This is a genomic window from Marivirga salinae (assembly GCF_030503855.1).
In the GTDB taxonomy this organism is placed as follows: Bacteria; Bacteroidota; Bacteroidia; order Cytophagales; family Cyclobacteriaceae; genus Marivirga; species Marivirga salinarum.
Genome location: NZ_CP129971.1, coordinates 2,268,766 through 2,289,954, shown reverse-complemented (window position 1 = coordinate 2,289,954; position 21,189 = coordinate 2,268,766). Strand labels below are relative to the sequence as shown.

Here is a 21,189-nt window from a genome sequence, read left to right as displayed (position 1 = left end):
ATGAAAAACTTAATCTTAGGAATATCATTAATTATAATAATTTTATCAATCTCAGCCTGTGAAAAAAAAGAGAGTTATTATGCACTAACCACATTTGAACTTGACAGTGCGGATGTTAACAAAGGCCCGATAGTTTTAAATGCGGTGAGTATTGGAAGCAGTCCAGAATCACAATCAACAGCTTTCAGGGCTCAAAATGGACTTCGTGGTGTTGAAGGAGACAGAGAATATGATCTAAGTATTGCTCATTTGGACGACTCTTTTCGTGGCGAAGGCGAGTATAGTAAAGAAGATAATATTGGAATTAGATTTGTGCATCATGATGAATACGATGAGCACCCTACTAATTTATCGTATGCCTATACTGTGATTGATAGCCTTTGGTTAAAATACACTACAGTCAACAAGGATATAATAAAAGGTGAATTTTTTATAAAAGTTAGTTCAGAGCAAGACCCTTCAGTCACTTATACTTTAAGTGATGGAGCCTTTGAATTCTCAAATTATGAAGATAAGTTTTATTAGAAGTCATTTTTGAATATAAAGTCACAGGAAAGTCTGCATAACCATTATGCAGACTTTTTTTTAGTAATTTGCTGATAAAATATGCTCAAAAAATAAAATGCCCGAAATCATCGACCTAAGCCAAGAAATTTATGAGGGGATGCCTGTTTTTAAAGATCTTCCACAAGTCAAAATGAAAATCCATAATTCGCATGAAGAATGGGCTGGTATTCAAAATCCTGAAAAACGAACTCCGGCTGTTCATAAACTAGAGTTAGGAGAACATACGGGCACTCATGTAGATGCCATTAATCACATGGCACAGCAATATGAAGGGCAATCTATAGACAAAATGCCCTTGTCTATGTTTTATACCGAAGGGATTTGTTTAGATTTTTCTCACAAAAAGCTAGCAGAATTAATAGAACCTCATGAAGTTGAATTGACGTGTAAAAAAGCTAATATTGAAATAAAAAAAGGTGATACGGTACTACTTTATACTGATCATTACAGAAAACATTTCAATAAAAAAGATTGGGGAAATGGCCCTGGAATTTCTGCCGAAACCGCTCGCTGGCTAGGAGAACAAAAGATTTCAGCTTTTGGAGTGGAAACTATGTCTCCAGGCGTAAGAAAAGTCTCCAATAAAGAAGTACATCATATTTGTGGTGAATTAGGCTTCACGCATTATGAAAACATGATCAATTTGCATCAACTAATCGGAAGAGGAAGATTTCGATTTATCGCATTTCCTTTAAAAATAAGAGGTGGAACGGGTTCTCCTGTTAGGGCTGTAGCTGTTTTTGAATAGTATCTTATATATAATTTAGGTTTTCCGAAATAAATCAATACAACCCTTTGCGTAAATTATTAAATCCTTACCTTAGTAGATTATTATAAAATAATCTTAATTAAATACTTCATAAATCACATTAAAAATCAAACTATTTAAACCTTTAATCAATGAGAAAATTAATTTTAATAATTTCACTAGGAATATTATTGTCCAATTGTACTTCTGAAAAGAAAAGTGACAAAGAGCAAAAAGTCAGCTTCAATGAAGAATTGTCTAATGAACTGATTGCGCTAAAAGAAATTGATCAACTTGCTGCAAAAAACGCCCGACCTCCAAAAGAATATGACCACTTAACTCCTGATCAATGGGATACAAAAAAAGATAGCATATTTAGAACTCATAAAATTAGACTAGAAGAAATTTTAAAACAATATGGTTATCCCGGCTATGATTTAGTTGGGGAAAAAGCAGAACAAGCATATTGGCTGATGGTTCAACATAGCGATTTTGATCCTGAGTTTCAGAAAAAGGTACTCTTAGAACTAGAAAAACAAGTTCAAAAAGAAAATGCAAATTCTAGAAATTTTGGATTGCTAACAGATAGAGTAAAAATTAATACGGGACAAAAACAGATTTATGGCACCCAAGTCACCTACATTTCAGAAAAATGTCAAGCAATACCGAAGCCATTGGAAGATAGCGCGAATGTCAATAAAAGGAGAGCTGAAGTTGGATTACCCCCTATTGAAGAATACTTAAACATGATGTCCCAAATGCATTTTGAAATGAATAAAGAAAACATGATAAAAAGAGGGGTTACTGAACCATATGTTTATCAAGTTCCTCAATAAAAATATCTTTAATACTAATTCAAAACCAATGAAATCATGCTATTTAATATTTTTTATCTTAGCCTTACTGTTATCAATATCATCTTGCAACCAACCCCAAGAAATCAACATCCCTCGCTATTTTGAATTAGTAAAAGATGCCGAGATGCAGATTGTGAGAGAAGAATACAAAGAAGCAGTCAATCTCTACCAAAGTGCATTCCCACTAATTGAAAAGCCTTTCGGAAAGGATGTGTTCAATGCAGCGCTAGCAAGTCAATTAGCCAATATGCCTAATGAAAGAGATAAGTATCTACAAATCATTATTAACAACTCTGAAAATGCCGAAAAGACTAAATCTGTATTCGTAGGAACTTTCTTGACTCAGGAACAGTGGGATAATCTTTTAAATAATAAAGTTCCTGCATATGATCTTGTGCAAAGAGCTGAATTTGCTGGAATAATGAAAAAAGATCAATTATACCGTCCACACTATGATGAATTTGATGAGATTATTTATAAAAACGAAAAATCTAACCTTCAACAAATCTTAACTTTCACAGAACAATATGGCTTCCCTTCACAAATAGAGTTAGGATATCGAGAAAATTTGAATGGTCAAGATCACAACATTGTGTTAATTCATGTTAATCGGAGAAGAGCTAAAGATAAGAGTATTATGAACCTTAAGAATCTAATGAGAAATGCTGTGGATGCTGGTAGAATGGATCCTGAAGCAGCTGTAACATATATTTATTATCAAAAAGATGAAAGTGACAGTGCAGATTATATGCATTTGAGTCAATACTGGGTCTATACGCATGACGCTTTACCAGACAGTCTTAAAAGAAAAATTATGAGAGATCCTGGAAGTCCAGAAGAAGTGAAAGCCCATAATGAACTAAGAGAAAAATGGTACGCAACTACCTTAACCGAAAGGAAAGAAAAACTCCACTTCTTGAAGAAAACTAAGCTACCCTTCATATTTTCTAGTGTAACCCAAAACATGAATACCATAGACTTTACTTTTCTTATTCCAGAGGATGAATTGCTTGAAAAATATGAAGCAATGACAAAAGGCATGGAAACAATTTATACAAGCTACTCACCAGAGATGAAAATAAAAAAGCGATGACCTCTCAGTCATCGCTTTCCTTTTTTTAGCTATTCATTATATCTTCAATCTCATCGATTTCAATCGGAATATTGCCCATCATGTCATGATGACCATCTTTAGTGATGACTACATCATTTTCCAAACGAATGCCTAAGCCCTCATTTTGGATATAAATTCCAGGCTCGATAGTAAATACCATGCCCGGCTCAAATTTTCTATAAATATTCCCAACATCATGAACATCCAATCCGATATGGTGAGAAGTGCCGTGCATAAAATACTTTTTATATGCAGGATTTGTAGGATCTTGATTTTTGATATCAGTTTTATCTAATAAGCCTAAGCCTAATAACTCACTTTCCATCAACTTCCCAACTTCTTTATGATATTCTGGAATTCTGTTTCCAGGTGTTAAGATTTTATAACATTCCTTCATTACCCTTAAAACAGCATTATAAACATCTTTTTGACGCTGGGTATACCTTCCGTTAACAGGAATTGCGCGAGTCATATCCGCATTGTAATTACCATACTCTGCTCCTACATCCATCAATAGTAACTCACCATCTTTACAAACATCCTTGTTTTCAATATAATGTAAAACACAAGCATTTGCACCAGAAGCCACAATCGGGGTATAAGCAAAACCTTTTGAACCTTGTCTTATGAACTCATGTAAAACTTCTGCTTCCACTTCGTATTCCTTAACACCAGGCTTAACAAATTTTAAGCTTCTTCTAAATGCATCTTCCGTAATTTTACAAGCCCTTTCCATTTGCGTGATTTCCTGAGGATCTTTAATCGCTCTTAAATCATACAAAATTGGAGCTGCTTTTCTATATTGATGAGCAGGATATCTATCTTGTAACCATTTGATAAAACGCATATCTCTTGTTTCAACAGGAGTAGCATTTCTAATGTGTTCATTGGTGTTGATGAAAACTTGCTCAGCTTCCGCCATCAAGGTATTGAAAACAGTTTCAAATTGTGATAACCACATTACGGTAGGAATACCTGATGCAGCAGTAGCTTCTTCTTTGGTGTATTTATGCCCTTCCCAAACGGCTATATGCTCATTGGTTTCGGTTACAAATAAAATCTCTCTCCAGCCATCATTATCAAAATCAGGGAATAAAACCAAAATACTTTCTTCCTGATCAATACCCGTCAAATAAAACAAATCACTATTTTGCCAGAAAGTCATGGTGCCATCTGCATTCATAGGCATCACATCATTGGAATTGAATACTGCCAAAGAACGAGCAGGCATTTGCTTCATGAAATTTTTGCGGTTCTTTATATAAAGGGATGAATCTAAAGTTTTGTATCTCATAAAAATTACTATTTATTTCAAATTAATCGTTTAAGCTTCGTAAATTTCAAATTTACATTTTATTATCTCATTCAACATGTTAAAACAGGCTTTTTTCAAGACAATCTTCCTTTTAATCCCTTTTTATCTGCTTTCGATTGCAGTTTTAGCACAACAGAAGTACTGGATGGAATTTAATATTGACTATTTGAATGCAAAAAACCCACAAATAGAACTTTTAAAGGACAGCTTAAAAAAGAAATATTCAGAAAATATAGAATTCCACTACCAATCGAAGTGGAATCCCGTGGTTAGTATTTTCACAAAGGAAGAAATTGCTCAAACCTTAAAAAATCATGATTTAGTCAAAAGCATTAGTCCTCAGAAAAAACTTCAATCATTATCAATTGAAACTCTAACAACAATAGAGTATTCTTATGCATTAGAACAAATTAAGGCTCATTTCATAACTGACAGCCTGGGATTAAGTGGAAAAAATGTAAAGATCGGTGTGATTGATGGTGGATATATGAATGCCAATGTAGAACCTTCACTAAAGCATTTAATTGAAAATGAGCAAATAAAATTTTTTCAGGATTATCTCTTAAAAGGGAATAATGATCCATTCTATGGTAAAAGGATTTCTGGAGATGATCATGGCACTCAGGTATTAAGAATGATGGCAGGATCGGACAATGGAACCTCAATTAAATATGGCATGGCTACAAACGCGGACCTGTATTTAGCAAGAACGGATCACGGTATCAGAGAAAGAAGGCTGGAAGAAGATTATTGGGTAGAAGCTATTGAGTTGTTCCATGAAATGGGAATTAGATTGGTCAATTCTTCTTTAGGGTATACTGATGGATATGATAAAAGAAAAGAAAATCATAGCAAAAAAGAGGTGAATGGAAAAAGCAGTATAATCACAAAAACTGCTCAAATGGCAGCCGAAAAGGGAATGTTAATCGTAAGTGCTGCCGGAAATGATGGACACAAAAATTGGGAAATTCTATCTTTGCCTTCAGATGCAAAAGATATATTAACAGTGGGAGCTGTTCGTTTTGATGATTGGTCCAAAATATATTATTCCTCAATTGGCCCTGAAAAACTGGACTATGTAAAACCAGATGTAGTTTGTTTTGCATCCAATGGCACTTCTTTTTCGGCTCCAGTTATCACAGGATTAGCGGCATGTATATGGGAATATGACAGCACTTTAAGTAATATAGAAGTAATGGATATTATAAAATCAGGAAGCCATTTAGCTGAAAATCCTAACAACTATATCGGTTATGGGGTGCCTGACAGTGAAAAAATCATCTCAATTTTAAACCAAGAAAAACCAAAGTCTATTTTCAAATCAATTAATTCTGATCAAGATTATATTGAAATAGAAATCCCAGCTGGAATTGAAGTGTTTGTAATTTTCCATAAAGAAGATTCAAGAAATGTTTTAGAACAAGAATCTATCAAAATTGAAGAGGGACAAACAAGCTTAAAAATTGAGAAAGTAGATGAAGCAAAATTCACCACAGTTGTTGCTCAAGATAAATTGCTTTTTGAAGTGAATTGGAATTGATTATTTAGAAATCAAATGATCAAGCTCCCTTCCTAATCTTTCCAGATTCGTTTCATATACTTCTTCTTCAGTATAGGTCCTCCCACCAAAAGTACCTGCTCTGGGGCCTCCTATCATCACATTTTGAATTACGCCTTTAGCATCAATAGAGAAAGTAGTAGGAAATGGAAAAATGCTCTGAACCCCCCCTACTTTTAGTTTTATCACTTTACTTGCATTTACAATACTATCTGATGGAATAAAATGAATTCTAGAATTCAATTGATCTGCATACTTTTCCAATTTATCAGGAGTATCATGTGCTAAAATAATAAACCGAACCTCAGGATAGTCTTCTGAAAGTTGATTTAAAGCAGGAATAGAACTGATACACGGTGCACACCAACTAGCAAACGACTCCAAAAGGACTGGTTTTGAATCAGTCAATAAATCAACATCATTCCCATAATAATCTTGAAATTGATAATTACCCATGGAAGTTCCTATAATAGAATCTGTAAAGGCAGATATGTCTGAATACTCCAATAATTCATCCGCTTGATCATTATATATATGTTGAGATGCTTCAATAAAACTCTCAAGTTTTAAAGTATACTCATCCTTTTCAGGGCTAGAACAGGAGAAAAAGATAAAAAGAAGAGATATGAATAAATATTTCATATGTATATGTTTATTTTCAACGGTCGCATGGAATTCGCGATAAATATTCCTGCCTGCCGGCAGGCAGGCATCCTTCGGTTGGTATAAATTCGCCTTCGAATATTTATACTCATTTCGTTACAAAAGTTCTTAATTAAACTTAAACAAAAAAACCCATTCGCTTTTGAATGGGTTTAAATAAGTGACCTTGCCAAGATTCAAACTTGGAACCTCCTGAGCCGTAATCAGGTGCTCTATTCAGTTGAGCTACAAGGCCATTTTAAAATTTTCAAACTGTTTTATAATTGTAGAAACAATATGAAATCATTCACTGCGTTTGTAAATGAGTGTGCAAAGGTAAATAATTATTTCTTATAAGAAAAATGAATTATTTATTTATCCTCTACATAAAACACTATCTTTGTCACCCGAAAGTAAAATTCAAAATAACACCAATGAAAAAACTATTCGTAGCATTTGTATTATTGACTACCACAATATCCATTCAGGCTCAGAATTTAGAAGAAAAAAATACATTTGGTCCCAGACCAGATTTAAAAGGTGATTTAACCTTATCATTTGGCTTAAATATGTTAAGTAATAATGATGTTGAAGCCTTAGATCTTAGGCCCCTTGGAAATAATTCATTTAAAATAGGGTATATGTATCCTATCCAAGTTGGGAATTCAAACTTCACTTTTAATGGTGGGTTTAATTTTTCTTTTGATAAATACGCATTTGCAAACGACACTAGTTTAACTTTAAATTATGGTTCTAACCCTTCTACTGAAGGCCAGGTTATCATGATCGATTCCATTGGGGCTAATATGATTGGAAATGGGGTTGTGGAAAAATCAAAATTCGAAACAAATTATATTAATATTCCACTCGAATTCAGATACTACTTTAATAAGAATAAAATTGATGACGGAGGATTTTTCTTAGCCGCTGGTGGTAGTATTGGCTATTTAGTTTCTGGTAAAACCAAAATTAAATATGTGGAAAATGAAGAGACTAAAAAAATTAAGAGAAAAGAAGATTTCGAGCTGAATCAATTTAGATATGGTGCTCATTTTAGAGTTGGCATCGCTGGCTTTGGCGCATATTTCCAATACGATTTCTCAGAATTATTTAACCCTGGAAGAGGACCTCTCAATTCAAATGATGAGTTTACCCAAACTACTCCATATAGATTTGGGTTGAGTTTCAACCTTTTCTAAAAAATTAAATTCAATAGGTATAAAAAGACCACTTAAGAAAATTCTTAAGTGGTCTTTTTATTTATTCCCAATCCTAGGTATCGGAATATTTTTTATTATTATCCTTTTCTATTCTCCTTTAAACTCTGGCTTACGCTTCTCTAAAAAGGCTTGTTTTCCTTCTTTGTAATCTTCTGAAGTTCCAGCAATCTGCTGTGAATATTTTTCATATTCCAACATATCATCTAAAGTAGAAGTAGCAGCTTTGTTCAACATTTTCTTAATCATGCCAATTGATTTTGTTGGCGCTTTTGCAAAATAATCCGTATAAGATTTTACAGCTGCATCTAACTCATCATCTTTCACTACTTTATTCACAATTCCTAACTCATAGGCTTCCTGAGCTGTGATTTTTGTACCCATAGCGCATAGTTCAAATGCCTTTTGATAACCTACTAAATTCGGTAGGAAGAAAGAAGAGCCAGAATCGGGAACTAACCCTATATTGATAAAAACTTCAATCATTTTAGAAGATTCTGCAGCAATTATCATATCGGCAGCCAATGCTAAAGAACATCCTGCTCCTGCCGCAACTCCATTTAATCTGGCGATAATGGGTTTTGGCAACTTTCGCATTGCCCTGATGATCGGATTGTATCTTTTCTCCAATGAGTTATAAAACATCTTATCATCCTCATCACGAGCAGATTTCAAATCCTGACCGGAAGAAAAGGCTTTCCCCTCTCCTGTTATCACTACAACTCTTACTTCAGAATCTTTTCCAGCTGATTTCAATGCATCTTGAAATTCATAACTGATGCCGTCATTAAAAGCATTATAAAAATCTGGGCGATTAAAAGTGATGGTACAAACACCATCGTGAAGTTCATATTTTAAAAACTCGTACATTATTTATTTTTCTTTATATGGAATCTAATAATTAATTTCTATTGTGTAACGGCCTAATTGGCTCAATTTAATTAAATATCAAAATTGTGAGGAAATTTACAAAAAACCCAACAAGGAAACCAATCCAAACTTGCTTGGAATCATGAGCCTCTAATTTTAATCTTGCACTACCGACCAATCCGCAAAATAAAAAACATATAGCTACAGCATAATAAAAATCTGAAGGCTCAGCTTTTAATAGCAATGCAAGATATATTCCTGTGGCACCTGCAATAGCAATGGCATGTGCACTTACTTTCCACCAAATGGTGATTACGGTTAAAATAACGATGCTGATTGTAACAGACAATAAAATAACTGTTACCAAATTCGGAAAACGGAATTTTTCCCAGAAAAGGTAAGTGGTAGCTCCATAAAAAATGGCATTAAATAGAAATGGAAAGACTCTTTCTTTTCTGTCTTCCATATTCAAATTAGTGATATTTCGGGTAAATTTTAGGAGTAAAATTCCCATTAAAGGGATAAGAAAAGTAGTCATGAAAATCATGGACATAAATCTCCAAGCCAAATCCCCAGTCATGTTTAAACTATAGGGAAGCATAAATAAAATCCCTAAAAAAATATAACTTGGAATAAGCAAAGGTTGAAAAACTACTGATATGAAATGCGCCCAGAATTTATTCACTATAACTCTTTTCTTAAACGTGCAACTGGGATATTCAACTGTTCTCTATACTTGGCAACAGTTCTTCGGGCAATTTTATAGCCTTTTTCCTTCAATAGTTTTTCTAATTTATCATCTGATAGCGGTTTACTTTTATCCTCCTTATCAATAAAGCCTCTTAACGTATTTTTCACTTCTCTTGAGCTTACATCTTCTCCTGATTCCGTAGCTATACCTTCTGAAAAGAAATATTTCAAAGGATAAATTCCAAATTCTGTTTGAACAGATTTGCTATTCGCCACTCTTGAAACAGTAGAAATATCCATATCAATCTTTTCAGCAATATCCTTTAAAATCATCGGACGCAATTTGCTTTCGTCTCCTTCTCTAAAAAATTCATATTGATATTCTAAAATTGCCTGCATAGTGTTCAAAAGTGTAAATTGACGCTGTTTGATAGCATCAATAAACCATTTTGCAGCATCTAGTTTTTGCTTTACAAAACCTACAGTCTCTTTTAATTTTTTATCCTTTTTATCGCCCTTATCATAGGCTTTCAACATCTCAGAATAAGATGGACTTACCCTTAAATCTGGTGCATTTCTTGAATTTAAGGTGATAACCATTTCTCCATTCTGATTAGTCAGAATAAAATCAGGCATTAAAAATTGTGTTTTTACAGCGCCCGAGCCAGAGCCACCCGGTTTAGGATTTAAGCGCTTAATAGTATCGATGGCATCTTTAAATAATGACTCATCCTCAATATTGAGTTTCTTCACTATTTTTTCATAATGCTTTTTAGAAAACTCCTCAAAACATTCATCAATAATTTGATAAGCTAATTTTACAGCTTCTGATTGGTCTAGTTTTCTTTCTAACTGCAGTAAAAGACATTCCTCTAAATTGCGAGCTGCTATTCCGGCTGGATCAAAATCCTGAATTTTGGTCAATACACTTTCAATCTCATCTTCATCGGTGTTTACATTTTGTGAAAATGCCAAGTCATTGACAATAGCATTAATTTCTCTACGGATATAGCCATCACTTTCAATACTTCCGATTAATTGTTTTCCTATTTTATATTGATGCTTATCCAAGCCTAGAAAACCCAATTGAGTCATCAATTGGTCATTCAAAGTAGTGCCCATGGCAATTGGCATCTCCTTTTCTTCCTCCTGACTGTTTCCATCACCCTGCATTTTATAGCCGGCTTCATCATCATGGAGGTAATCTTCTATATCAAAATCATCATCGGTTGCATCTTCCTCATAATCCTCTTCATAATTATCCTCTTCTGGCTCTTCTTTTCCTTCTTCCAGAGCCGGATTTATTTCCAATTCTTCTTCAATTCTAGTATCTAACTCAGCAGTAGGCACTTGTAACAGTTTTATAAACTGAATTTGCTGAGGAGACAACCTTTGTCCTAATGATTGTGAGAGTACTAATTTTTGCATAAATCTATTTCACTAAAAATTGTGCCAATGTTCTTAATTCAAATTTATTTTAAATTCTGGAATTAAGCATTAAAAAATCAATTATATGCACATTATATCTTTGATAAAAAGCCAATAATATCGAATTTTGGCAGATTAAATTTTATCATTTATAAACGCAATAATTTTATGACTGTTCCGGCAAGAATTAAAATCAAGAAACTATTATCTAGCGAAGCTACTGAACAACAAGCAAATGTAAAAGGATGGGTAAGAACAAAAAGAGGTGGAAAGCCTGTTTTTTTTATTGCGCTTAATGATGGTTCCACTATCAATAACATTCAAATTGTAGCCGATCCGGAGGTTATTTCTGAAAATATTATAAAAGATATTACCACAGGAGCTGCAATTAGTGTGGTAGGAAAAGTAGTGGCTTCTCAAGGAGCAGGTCAATCTGTTGAAATTTTAGCTGAAAATATTGAGGTATTAGGAAAAGCTGATCCTGAAAAATATCCATTGCAACCTAAAAAGCATTCCATGGAATTCATGAGGGAGAAAGCTCACCTCAGAATGAGAAGCAGTACTTTTAGTGCAGTTTTTAGAATTCGTCATGCAATGGCTTTTGCTATTCATCAATTCTTCCATGAAAAAGGATTTTATAATTTACATACACCAATCATAACAGCCAATGATGCTGAAGGTGCAGGAGAAACATTCCATGTTACTAATTTCGATTTGGACAAAATTCCAATGACGGATGATGGAAAAGTGGATTATAAGCAAGATTTCTTCGGTAAAGAAACCAATTTAACGGTTTCTGGTCAGCTGGAAGGCGAATTAAGTGCAATGGCTTTAGGCGAAATTTATACATTCGGACCAACTTTCAGAGCTGAAAACTCTAATACTACCCGTCATTTAGCTGAATTCTGGATGGTGGAGCCTGAAATGGCTTTCTATGATTTGAATGACAACATGAACTTGGCAGAAGAAATGTTGAAGTATGTTGTGAAATACGCTTTGGAAAACTGCAAAGAAGATTTGGATTTCCTAGCGAATAGAGCCGATGAAGAGGATAAGCAAAAGCCGCAGAATGAGCGTCAGGAAATGGGCTTATTGGAAAGATTACAATTCATTCTGGACAATGATTTCGAGAAAGTAAGCTATACTGATGCTATAGAAATCCTAAGAAACAGCAAGCCGAATAAAAAGAAGAAATTCAACTACATCATTGAAGGATGGGGAGCAGATTTACAATCGGAACATGAAAGGTTCTTAGTGGAGAAGCACTTTAAAAAGCCTGTGATTTTATTTGATTACCCGAAAGACATCAAAGCCTTCTACATGCGTCAGAATGATGATGATAAAACGGTGGGTGCCATGGATATTTTATTCCCAGGCATAGGCGAAATTGTAGGTGGTTCTCAAAGAGAGGAAAGACTAGATAAGCTCACCCAAAGGATGAGAGAAATGGACATTCCTGAGGACGAATTATGGTGGTATTTAGACACCCGTAAATTCGGTACCGCTCCACATAGTGGTTTCGGCTTAGGCTTCGAAAGATTGATGCTTTTTGTGACTGGAATGGGGAATATTAGGGATGTGATTCCTTTCCCTAGGACACCGGATAACGCGGAATTTTAGGAGTTAGAAGTTGGGAGACAGAAGTTAGAAGTAGGAAGTAGGAAGTTAGGTCAGTACCGAAGGTCAGACCGGTTTATAGCTTAACAGTTATGTTTGTCTGTACACAAATTTAAAGGAATTGATTTTGCAAAATCAGTTGGTAGATTTAATATGGTTTAATACTTTAGTATTTCATTAAAAAATCAACCATGAACTTTAAATTTGAAAATCTTCGAATATGGCAAATTGCTATGGATTATGGAGAAGACTTGTTTAATTTATCTATAAACTTCCCAAAAGATGAAATATTTAATCTAACTTCTCAACTTCGGAGGGCTTCCGATTCAATTGCTTTAAATATTTCTGAGGGCTCTATTTTACAGTCTGCTCCAGAATATAAAAGATTTCTAAGCTACAGTATTCGATCTCTTGCTGAAGTTGTAACTTGCTTACATAAAGCAAAAAGAAGAAATTATATAGATGAAAATCAATTTCAAACTCAATACAATCAAGCATATAATTTAATGAATATGATGGTAAGTTTCCGAAGTAAGGTTCGATAGCTCAACTTCAAACTTCCATCTTCTAACTTCTAACTCCCAACTCACACCCATGCTCATAACCAACATTAAATCACTTTACGGTACAAGAGAAACCACGCAATTGCTAAGAGGAAAGGAACTAGCTGATTTCCCCTCATTAGAAAATGCATTCTTAGAAGTGGAGAATGGTAGAATAGTGGATTTTGGTAAAATGGCAAATGCCATAACAGAAGGAAAGAAGGTATTCGATGCCAAAGGAAAATCTATTTTACCTACTTTTTGTGATTCTCATACGCATATTGTTTTTGCCGGTAGCCGAGAAGATGAATTTGTTCACAAAATAAAAGGACTAAGTTACGCTGAAATTGCTGCTAAAGGAGGCGGAATTTTGAATTCAGCTAAAAGATTGGCTAATACATCTGAAGACGAGCTTTTTGAGCAAGCTATGGTTCGGGTAAATGAGGTGATGCACCTTGGAACTGGTGCCTTGGAAATCAAAAGCGGTTATGGCTTGAGCTTGGAAGCCGAACTCAAAATGCTTCGGGTAATCAGAAGAATAAAGGAAGCTGTAAATATCCCAGTAAAATCTACATTTTTGGGAGCACATGCTTTCCCAGAGCCCTATAAAGAAAATAAAGAAGCTTATATAAAGCTTATTATAGATGAGATGTTGCCTGCCATAGCAGAGGAGAAATTAGCAGACTACATTGATGTGTTTTGCGAGACAGGCTTTTTCGATGAACAATTAAGTGAGCAAGTACTAAGTGCAGGTGCGAAGTATGGCTTGAAAGCAAAAATTCATGCCAACCAATTAAATAATAGCGGTGGAGTGCAATTGGGTATTAAAACCAATGCCCTTTCTGTTGACCATCTGGAAACTTTAGGTGAAGAAGAAATTAAGTTGTTAGGTGAGAATGAAATCATTTCAACTTTACTTCCTTCTGCAGCCTTTTTCTTAAGAATGGGCTTCCCTCCTGCTCGGGAATTAATTGATGCAGGCGCTGCCATAGCCTTAGCAACCGATTATAATCCAGGCTCTTCTCCAAGTGGAAATATTCCATTATTGATTTCATTAGCTTGCATTCAAATGAAAATAACGCCTGAGGAAGCTTTTAATGCGGCTACTCTAAATGGAGCTTACGCTATGGAAGTAGAAAAGGAAGTGGGTTCCATTTCTAAAGGAAAAAGTGCTAACTTAATCCTCACAAAGGATATTCCTTCTTTGGCCTATATGCCTTATGCATTTGGCTCTCAGAATATCGAAAAAGTTATGATAAAAGGAGAATGGATATAAATCACTTCCATTATTTTGACGAAACAGCTTTAAATAGCTACCTAAAGCCTAGAAAAGGAGAAATTAAAATAGGTGAGAAAATCAGTTATGGAACTGAATATAAGAATTCTACTGCAAAATTTATCCTTTTAGGAATTGAAGAATCGATAGGGGTAAAAGGAAATTTAGGAGTTAGCGGTACCCATACTGCATGGAATTCATTTTTGAAAGCTTTCTTAAATATTCAGCATACCCACAAATTGAATGGAGAAAGTATTCACCTATTAGGGAATTTTAATTTTCAAGAATTGGCTGAAAACGCTAAAACTGTAGAAGATTTCAGAGAATTGGTCCCTTTAATTGATGATGCTGTATTTCCGCTTATTCAAGAAATTTCAAATGCAGGAAAAATTCCGATTATTATTGGCGGAAGTCATGCCAATGCTTATCCTATCATAAAAGGAGTAAGTCAGGCAAAAGATGGGACAATAAATGTAATGAATTTGGATGCTCATGCTGATTTCAGAGCTTTGGAAGGCAGACATAGTGGTAATCCATTCAGCACTGCCAAAGCTGAAGGATTTATGGCTGATTATAGCATTTTAGGCTTACATGAAAATTACAATAGCCAAAATATGCTGGATGAAATGGCTAAACATAAAGGCATTCGATACTATTTTTGGGAAGATATTTATTTACGGAAAAAGATCAGTTTTGAAGATGCTATAAATGATTTCATTCAACTCAATCAACATAAAGCTTGCGGAATTGAATTGGATATGGACAGCATAGAAGGTGTATTAAGTTCAGCCATGACACCCTCTGGTTTTACCACCACAGAAGCAAGATATTATGCTTACAAAAGCGCTCATAATTTACATCCAGCTTATTTTCATATCTGTGAAGCCGCTACCGAATTGGAAACTGGCTTAAAAGATAATAGCACAGGAAAATTACTTTCTTATTTAGTGAGTGATTTTGTTAAAGGGGTTTTAGAGAATTAAAATCTAAAGAAATTTGATTTCTCATTATCCTTTTTTAAATTAATAACTATGATATCAGAAGCACAAATAAAAATCGACCTAATCAAAAAAATATTAGCCATTAATGATATTAGTGCCTTATCAACTATAGATGACATATTAAAAAAATCAAAAGAAAAAGATGGAATTTATAAAGTATCTGTTGAACAACTAGATGCATTAAAAGCCGCTGAAGAAGATATAAAATATGGTAGAATTTCTACAGATGAAGAAGTAAATGCTGAAGAAGACGAATGGCTAAAAGAGTAATTTGGACAGACACAGCAAAAAACCAAAGAAAAGACATCCTTGAATTTTGGGATAATAAAACAGGTAACAAAAAATATAGCGTAAAAATATCAAAGTTTATAAGAAGGAAAATTAAGCATCTCTCAAAATTCAATTACATAGGAAAACCAACTGATTTCCAAAACATTAGAGTTATTTCAGATGGGAATTTCAGTATTTTTTATAAACTAACAGCAACAAAGCTCATAATAGCAAGTGTTTGGGATAATCGTCAAGACCCAACAAAAATCAAAAAGTATTTGTAATAAACTAATATTTCAAAATATCCCCTAAAGTCTTCTTCATTTGTTCCATGCAATCTGGCGAAACTTCTCCCAATTTATTGACAAATCGATCCTTTGAAATGGAGCGGATATGAAAAACCAAAACTTCTGACTTTTCCTTCAAGCCATTTTTAATATTTGGTTCTAAAACAGGATTTCCTTTATATCCTTTAACCTTTGTGGTGAGTGGACAAACTATTACGGTACGCAAAAATTCATTAGCCAAATTTCCACTTAAAATGACAACAGGCCGAAATCCTGCTTGCTCACTACCTTTAACAGGATTTAAGTTTACATTCCAAATTTCAGCCTGCTTCATGCGTCATCAGTATCTTTGAGTTGCTTCCAGTAATCTTGCATACCTTCTTCTGCAACCATCATGACATCTATATCGTCTCCTGCCATTTTGTATGATTTGGCATATTCTGCCTTTTCTATGTTTTCTAAATAGACAGTTAAGGCCTTTTCTATCAATTTATTCTTAGGCATATTTAATTCATTAGCCTTTTTGGCCAATAAATCAACGACATGTTTGGGAAGTGTAGTTGTTATATTCATGGCTATTTCATATTTGTATATCACAAATATAATACAAAATTATAGAATTAAAAATTCCAATAAGCTCTTTCTATTTAACTCTGAACGCCAAAACTATCATTACCAACCAAAGAAGGCTGATTAAACCTACCATTTTCATCTCTATTCTCAAGATTTAAAACACCCCTAGGGCAAACAGAAGAACAAACACCACAACCAACACATGAAGAACGGATAATATTTTGTCCTCTTTGAGCATACCAACGAACATCTATCCCCATTTCACAATAAGTAGAGCAGTTACCGCATGAAATGCATTGCCCTCCATTTGTGGTAATTCTAAAACGAGACTTGAAACGCTGAACAAAGCCTAAGTAAGCCGCTAAAGGACACCCAAACCTACACCAAACCCTGTTACCCATAAAAGGATAAAATCCGGTACCTATTACACCGGAAAATATAGATCCAATTCCAAAGCCATAGACCGCTCTTATGTTATAAGTATTCATACCCAGAAGCTGAGAGCTGCCTGTGAAATATGTATATAAAACAGCAGCCGTCATCACCACTGCAAAAACTAAGACACCATGAATTAGCCACCTTTCTATTTTCCACGCTCCTAGTGACTTATCTGATAACTGTCGGTAAGGATCGCCCAAAGTTTCGGCCAATCCTCCACAACCACATACCCAACTACAATACCATCGCTTACCGTACAAATAGGTGAAGATTGGAACCCCCAATGTAAACAAGGCTATCCCCCAACCCAACATAAACAAGCCAATCGTGCCTGCTTCAACCATTTCGTTTAATCGGTAATCAAAAAAGAAGCTGTAATCCAATGGCCACATATTTTTCAAATCCATGTAAGGTTGATTCAGGCGAACCAGTATTTCAGGAATCACAAAAGCAAAAGCCAATTGAAAGAACATAACAGATACAGTCCGAACCATTTGATAAGGGCTATGTCTGTACTTAATAATCATCCTAATGCCCATGACCAAAATAGCCAAGGTGTAAAGGAATCCATACATAAACCACTGACTAGCAGGATTCCCGCTTAACATTTTACTGAGCGGGTCAACCATCACAATCCAGGAGGTCATATATTCAGGAAACCAATAAAGAAATACATAAAAACTGATTAGAAATGTACCTAATAAAATACCAATCCAGCCTCTGTTTTTCAGGGCACTATGGAATATCCCATCATTTTTAATCCCAGCATGTTCTGTTTTTAATTTAGGCAATAAATACATAATGGCTCCGATAATTGGAATACCTATAGCTAAAAGCAACCATAACCAAGGGTTTTGAGCAACTGGACCTACCTCTGACTGTTTTGTAATTGTAAATGTCTTGTTATTTATATTATTTTGGCTGAAGCCTTTTTGGGAAATAATTGAATTATTTATATCAGTAATAACATTCTCTAATTGAGATGTCAATTCATCAGTGGTTTCATATTCCTTGCCTTCCATCCATCCTGTATAATCTATGAGTTGCTTCAATTGCCATTCTCCTACATCATCAGAAGCTTTGCCTATTGTTTTTTCAATTGCAGATTGCTGAAATGCTTTTCCTTCAACTGAAGTTGCAATTTCTTTAGCTAAATCTGATTTGATTTCAAATTTTGATTTTACTTTTTGATTGCTTTGCTCTAAGACAGATTTAAAATCACTAATAAATGCAAATTGATTAGTGTACTTCTTATTATAAATATCACTAGCAAATTCATCAACCAAAGGAAAAGTATCTTCCCCTAAAACTTCCTTCAAATCATTTTTATCTAATTGATATTGCCCTAAAAAGAACAAGGATAAAAAGGTTGAAAAACCAATAATAAAGACAAATAAACCGATTTTATGTATTATTTTTAAACTCTTCATATATCTAATTTAGAATAATCCCAATACTTTTTTTCTACCTACTTTAACCATTTCATTTGGGTATCTTTTATTATACATACCCACCAATTCATCCTCATATCTTTTGAAAAATTCAGGATCAAAATTAGCCTTCTTCAAATTTTGAAAAACTTTTTTCATGGGCCATTTATCCCTTATCATCTTATCGCAAACCTCATGACGATATCTTACGCCCATTAAGTTTACGCCCTTCAAAGTCTTATCTTCTTTATGAAAAACCAATCTGATTGATTTTTCTCCTTTTTCATGTTCCCAATAAAAATGTTCTTCAGTTTTTTCATTAGGCTGATTGGTCACTTGTCCATAAGTTTGATATTCTATATCCAAAAACTTAGCTGAATTGAACCAAACACCTGGTTGATAAGCTGTTTTATTCCCACAAATCGATTGAGCTAAAGTCTCTCCATGCATTCTTCCTGTGTACCAAACTTGTTCAATAGACTTTCTATCTTCAGCAGGAACTTTTTCAAATTCAGCACAATCACCAATAGCATAAACATCTGGTTGGTTGGTCTCAAAGTATTCATTGACTTTTATCCCCTTATTGGTTTCCAAGTCCGTATCTTTAAGAAAATCGATATTTGGAGAAACCCCCACAGTTAATCCAACAAACTGTGCTTCTAATTCTCCTCCCTCTTTCAATTTCACTCCTTTTGCTCTTCCATTTCCATCATCTATAATTTCCGTAATCTCGGATTCAAGCATCAATTTAAAACCATGCTTTCTAATATGTCTATTGACCATCTCTGATTCTCCGGGAGGCAATACATTATCCCAAAAGCTGCTTTCACGGACTACAAAAGTGACATCTATATTTCGGGTGTGGAACATCTCCCCCATTTCAATTCCAATCAACCCCCCTCCTACAATTACAGCCTGCTTTGTGGTTGAAGAATATTTCTCCATCCCTTCTAAATCCTGATAACTGTAGAGCCCTTGAACTGCCTCCAAATCTTGGCCAGGCCATCCGAATTTATTAGATTTAGATCCTACTGCTAATACTAAAACATCATAGTTGACCGCCTCAGATTGTTTTAATTGCAGTTTTTTGTTTTTAAAATCAATTTGCTCCACATAATCATATACTAAATCAATTCTGTTCTTTTTCCAGAAGAAATCTTCATATGGCTTCGTATTTTCATATTTCATGTGCCCCATATAAATATACATTAAGGCTGTGCGAGAATAGAAATGTTCTGTCTCAGCAGAAATGATTGTGATTTTATCTTCACTATGTTTGCGAATATGCCTAGCGGTGGTAACACCTGAAATACCATTTCCAATGATGACTATGCTCCTCATAGGGTTGATTTAAATGTTGTGAAAATTCTCAATTCAATTTTAAAGCTATTAAAACTAATCAATTGTCAAGCCGAAGACAATAAAAAGCAATCCGAAGTTAAATTCTTATCGTAAATTGAAGAAAAAATAAAAGAACTATGAAAAATCTTAAACTGACAATTATTACCGTATTATTATCAAGCCTGAGCTTGATGGCATACAAACAGAACATTAACGAATTTAATCAAGAAGCAGATCTATTCCTGAAAAAATATGTTCAAGATGGAAAAGTTGACTATAAAAGATTGAAGAACAATTTTGAGGAAGTAGATAAATTATATCAGTCATTAGCTTCAGTGAATATTAAAGAATTGACGAAAAATGAAATAAAAGCCTTGTACATTAATGCTTATAACATCATTGTAATCAGACAAATAACAGAATACTACCCACTAAAATCGGCCTTAGATAAAAACGGGTTTTTTGACAAGGTAAAGCATAATGTCGGAGGCGAAATGCTCACATTAGATCAAATAGAAAAAGGAAAAGTTATTATTCCTTTCAGAGATCCTCGCGTTCACTTTGCGTTTTCATGTGCGGCTATAGGCTGTCCCGAGTTGGCTAATTTTGCTTACACTGCCGATAAATTGGATGCTCAATTGGATGAAAGAACTTCCAACTCAATCAATAATCCTGATTTTATTAAAGTTAAAGAAAACCAAAATCTAGTTGAATTGTCTATGATTTTTAAATGGTATGAAAAGGACTTTAAAATGAAAGCAGAAAATGTGATATCATATATCAATCAATTCAGAGAAAGCAAAATCCCATCGAGCTATAATATAAATCATTATGAATACGATTGGAGTTTAAATATTCAATAGGAATTAACTTTCCCAATGTCAGAGCACAAAGGGAAAGTTTTCTTTTTTAATCATTCTCTTCTTCAGAAACTTCTTCCTCCACCTCAGATGACTCTGGTGAAAGATCGCCAGAATAATTAAATACTTCAATTATCGAGCTTTCAATTACTTCTGGTACCTGAAATGAAACCAACATATTATTTAAGCTTAGATAAATTCTATCGTAAGCTTCTTTTACATTTTTAGCAGTCACTATCATTTGATTGGTGATTTTCTTTTCTTTCCCGCTTTCCTCTGCTACATAATAAACCACCTTACATTTATGCCAGATGTCAGCATCCTCATAATGGAAAACATCCACTATTTTACTTTTGCTAATGCCAGTAATCATAAATTCTCCTCTCACACGCTCCCCCATTTCTTCATACATGCGAGTTTCCGCTTCAGTAAAAGAAACGGCATCGACCAAATAAGGCTCTGTAACGGATTTTAACCTACCGTTTTCATCTTCTTTCTGGTATTTAACTTTGCACAAAAACCACTGCTTCATAATCTTATTTTTCAAA

At 34.3% G+C, this 21,189-nt stretch carries 23 protein-coding genes and 1 tRNA gene; 13 read left to right on the top strand and 11 right to left on the bottom strand.

Annotated features, from left to right (window positions below; all coding sequences use genetic code 11):
* The 4 genes from QYS49_RS09705 (at window position 1) to QYS49_RS09690 (ending at window position 3,265) form a co-directional block, all read left to right on the top strand.
* On the top strand, window positions 1–525 hold the full coding sequence (locus tag QYS49_RS09705) for a hypothetical protein (RefSeq protein ID WP_308347028.1): 525 nt from the start codon (window positions 1–3) through the stop codon (window positions 523–525).
* Between the two features lie 97 nt (window positions 526–622).
* Window positions 623–1,315, top strand: a complete 693-nt coding sequence (locus QYS49_RS09700) for a cyclase family protein (protein ID WP_308347027.1) — start codon at window positions 623–625, stop codon at window positions 1,313–1,315.
* A 152-nt stretch (window positions 1,316–1,467) separates the two neighbouring features.
* Window positions 1,468–2,151, top strand: a complete 684-nt coding sequence (locus QYS49_RS09695; RefSeq protein ID WP_308347026.1) for a DUF6624 domain-containing protein — start codon at window positions 1,468–1,470, stop codon at window positions 2,149–2,151.
* A gap of 28 nt (window positions 2,152–2,179) precedes the next feature.
* Window positions 2,180–3,265, top strand: coding sequence for a hypothetical protein (locus QYS49_RS09690; protein ID WP_308347025.1), 1,086 nt, complete (start codon window positions 2,180–2,182; stop codon window positions 3,263–3,265).
* A 25-nt stretch (window positions 3,266–3,290) separates the two neighbouring features.
* Here the strand turns inward: QYS49_RS09690 and QYS49_RS09685 are convergent, their stop codons facing one another.
* Window positions 3,291–4,580 carry an aminopeptidase P family protein gene (locus QYS49_RS09685; RefSeq protein ID WP_308347024.1) on the bottom strand — a complete coding sequence of 430 codons (1,290 nt, stop codon included), beginning with the start codon at window positions 4,578–4,580 and terminating at the stop codon, window positions 3,291–3,293.
* A gap of 76 nt (window positions 4,581–4,656) precedes the next feature.
* On the opposite strand from QYS49_RS09685, the gene QYS49_RS09680 reads away from it, so the two are divergent.
* The gene (locus QYS49_RS09680; RefSeq protein WP_308347023.1) at window positions 4,657–6,141 is read left to right on the top strand and encodes a S8 family serine peptidase; all 1,485 of its coding nucleotides are present in this window, start codon (window positions 4,657–4,659) and stop codon (window positions 6,139–6,141) included.
* On the opposite strand, the gene QYS49_RS09675 is transcribed toward QYS49_RS09680, so the two are convergent.
* Window positions 6,142–6,801 (bottom strand): TlpA family protein disulfide reductase, encoded by a 660-nt coding sequence (locus QYS49_RS09675; protein ID WP_308347022.1) that lies wholly within the window; start codon window positions 6,799–6,801, stop codon window positions 6,142–6,144.
* 182 nt (window positions 6,802–6,983) lie between these two features.
* Window positions 6,984–7,057, bottom strand: a tRNA-Arg gene (locus tag QYS49_RS09670).
* Window positions 7,058–7,235: 178 nt separating this feature from the next.
* On the opposite strand from QYS49_RS09670, the gene QYS49_RS09665 reads away from it, so the two are divergent.
* Window positions 7,236–8,000, top strand: a complete 765-nt coding sequence (locus QYS49_RS09665) for an outer membrane beta-barrel protein (RefSeq protein ID WP_308347021.1) — start codon at window positions 7,236–7,238, stop codon at window positions 7,998–8,000.
* 108 nt (window positions 8,001–8,108) lie between these two features.
* Here QYS49_RS09665 and QYS49_RS09660 read toward each other — a convergent pair whose 3' ends face one another.
* The 3 genes from QYS49_RS09660 to rpoN all read right to left on the bottom strand — a co-directional run bounded on the left by QYS49_RS09660 (window position 8,109) and on the right by rpoN (window position 11,006).
* Window positions 8,109–8,888: an enoyl-CoA hydratase/isomerase family protein gene (locus QYS49_RS09660; protein WP_308347020.1), complete on the bottom strand. Its 780-nt coding sequence runs from the start codon at window positions 8,886–8,888 to the stop codon at window positions 8,109–8,111.
* 67 nt (window positions 8,889–8,955) lie between these two features.
* Window positions 8,956–9,468, bottom strand: a complete 513-nt coding sequence (locus QYS49_RS09655) for a PA-phosphatase (protein ID WP_308347018.1) — start codon at window positions 9,466–9,468, stop codon at window positions 8,956–8,958.
* 104 nt (window positions 9,469–9,572) lie between these two features.
* Window positions 9,573–11,006, bottom strand: coding sequence for an RNA polymerase factor sigma-54 (gene rpoN, locus QYS49_RS09650; RefSeq protein WP_308347016.1), 1,434 nt, complete (start codon window positions 11,004–11,006; stop codon window positions 9,573–9,575).
* A gap of 168 nt (window positions 11,007–11,174) precedes the next feature.
* Between rpoN and asnS the strand changes: the two genes are divergently transcribed.
* The 6 genes from asnS to QYS49_RS09620 all read left to right on the top strand — a co-directional run bounded on the left by asnS (window position 11,175) and on the right by QYS49_RS09620 (window position 15,996).
* Window positions 11,175–12,626 carry an asparagine--tRNA ligase gene (gene asnS / locus QYS49_RS09645; protein ID WP_308347014.1) on the top strand — a complete coding sequence of 484 codons (1,452 nt, stop codon included), beginning with the start codon at window positions 11,175–11,177 and terminating at the stop codon, window positions 12,624–12,626.
* 188 nt (window positions 12,627–12,814) lie between these two features.
* Entirely contained in the window at window positions 12,815–13,168 is a 354-nt protein-coding gene (locus tag QYS49_RS09640; protein ID WP_308347012.1) for a four helix bundle protein, read from the top strand.
* Between the two features lie 49 nt (window positions 13,169–13,217).
* Complete coding sequence (gene hutI, locus QYS49_RS09635; protein ID WP_308347010.1) at window positions 13,218–14,441, top strand: imidazolonepropionase; 1,224 nt, start codon at window positions 13,218–13,220, stop codon at window positions 14,439–14,441.
* Window positions 14,432–15,424, top strand: coding sequence for a formimidoylglutamase (locus tag QYS49_RS09630; RefSeq protein WP_308347007.1), 993 nt, complete (start codon window positions 14,432–14,434; stop codon window positions 15,422–15,424). The genes hutI and QYS49_RS09630 overlap by 10 nt, the downstream gene beginning before the upstream one ends.
* A 48-nt stretch (window positions 15,425–15,472) precedes the next feature.
* Window positions 15,473–15,712 (top strand): hypothetical protein, encoded by a 240-nt coding sequence (locus QYS49_RS09625; RefSeq protein WP_308347005.1) that lies wholly within the window; start codon window positions 15,473–15,475, stop codon window positions 15,710–15,712.
* Window positions 15,697–15,996, top strand: coding sequence for a type II toxin-antitoxin system RelE/ParE family toxin (locus QYS49_RS09620; protein ID WP_308347004.1), 300 nt, complete (start codon window positions 15,697–15,699; stop codon window positions 15,994–15,996). Before QYS49_RS09625 ends, QYS49_RS09620 begins: the two co-directional genes overlap by 16 nt.
* A 4-nt stretch (window positions 15,997–16,000) precedes the next feature.
* Here QYS49_RS09620 and QYS49_RS09615 read toward each other — a convergent pair whose 3' ends face one another.
* From QYS49_RS09615 to QYS49_RS09600, 4 genes are all read right to left on the bottom strand, one after another.
* Window positions 16,001–16,333 carry a type II toxin-antitoxin system PemK/MazF family toxin gene (locus tag QYS49_RS09615; RefSeq protein WP_308347003.1) on the bottom strand — a complete coding sequence of 111 codons (333 nt, stop codon included), beginning with the start codon at window positions 16,331–16,333 and terminating at the stop codon, window positions 16,001–16,003.
* Window positions 16,330–16,572, bottom strand: a complete 243-nt coding sequence (locus tag QYS49_RS09610) for a CopG family transcriptional regulator (protein WP_308347002.1) — start codon at window positions 16,570–16,572, stop codon at window positions 16,330–16,332. Before QYS49_RS09610 ends, QYS49_RS09615 begins: the two co-directional genes overlap by 4 nt.
* A 74-nt stretch (window positions 16,573–16,646) precedes the next feature.
* Entirely contained in the window at window positions 16,647–18,440 is a 1,794-nt protein-coding gene (locus tag QYS49_RS09605; protein WP_308347001.1) for a 4Fe-4S binding protein, read from the bottom strand.
* A 9-nt stretch (window positions 18,441–18,449) separates the two neighbouring features.
* Window positions 18,450–19,781, bottom strand: coding sequence for an NAD(P)/FAD-dependent oxidoreductase (locus QYS49_RS09600; RefSeq protein WP_308347000.1), 1,332 nt, complete (start codon window positions 19,779–19,781; stop codon window positions 18,450–18,452).
* Window positions 19,782–19,918: 137 nt separating this feature from the next.
* On the opposite strand from QYS49_RS09600, the gene QYS49_RS09595 reads away from it, so the two are divergent.
* The gene (locus QYS49_RS09595; RefSeq protein WP_308346999.1) at window positions 19,919–20,644 is read left to right on the top strand and encodes a DUF547 domain-containing protein; all 726 of its coding nucleotides are present in this window, start codon (window positions 19,919–19,921) and stop codon (window positions 20,642–20,644) included.
* A gap of 46 nt (window positions 20,645–20,690) precedes the next feature.
* Here the strand turns inward: QYS49_RS09595 and QYS49_RS09590 are convergent, their stop codons facing one another.
* The gene (locus QYS49_RS09590) at window positions 20,691–21,173 is read right to left on the bottom strand and encodes a DUF4494 domain-containing protein (RefSeq protein WP_308346998.1); all 483 of its coding nucleotides are present in this window, start codon (window positions 21,171–21,173) and stop codon (window positions 20,691–20,693) included.
* Window positions 21,174–21,189 lie beyond the last annotated feature (16 nt).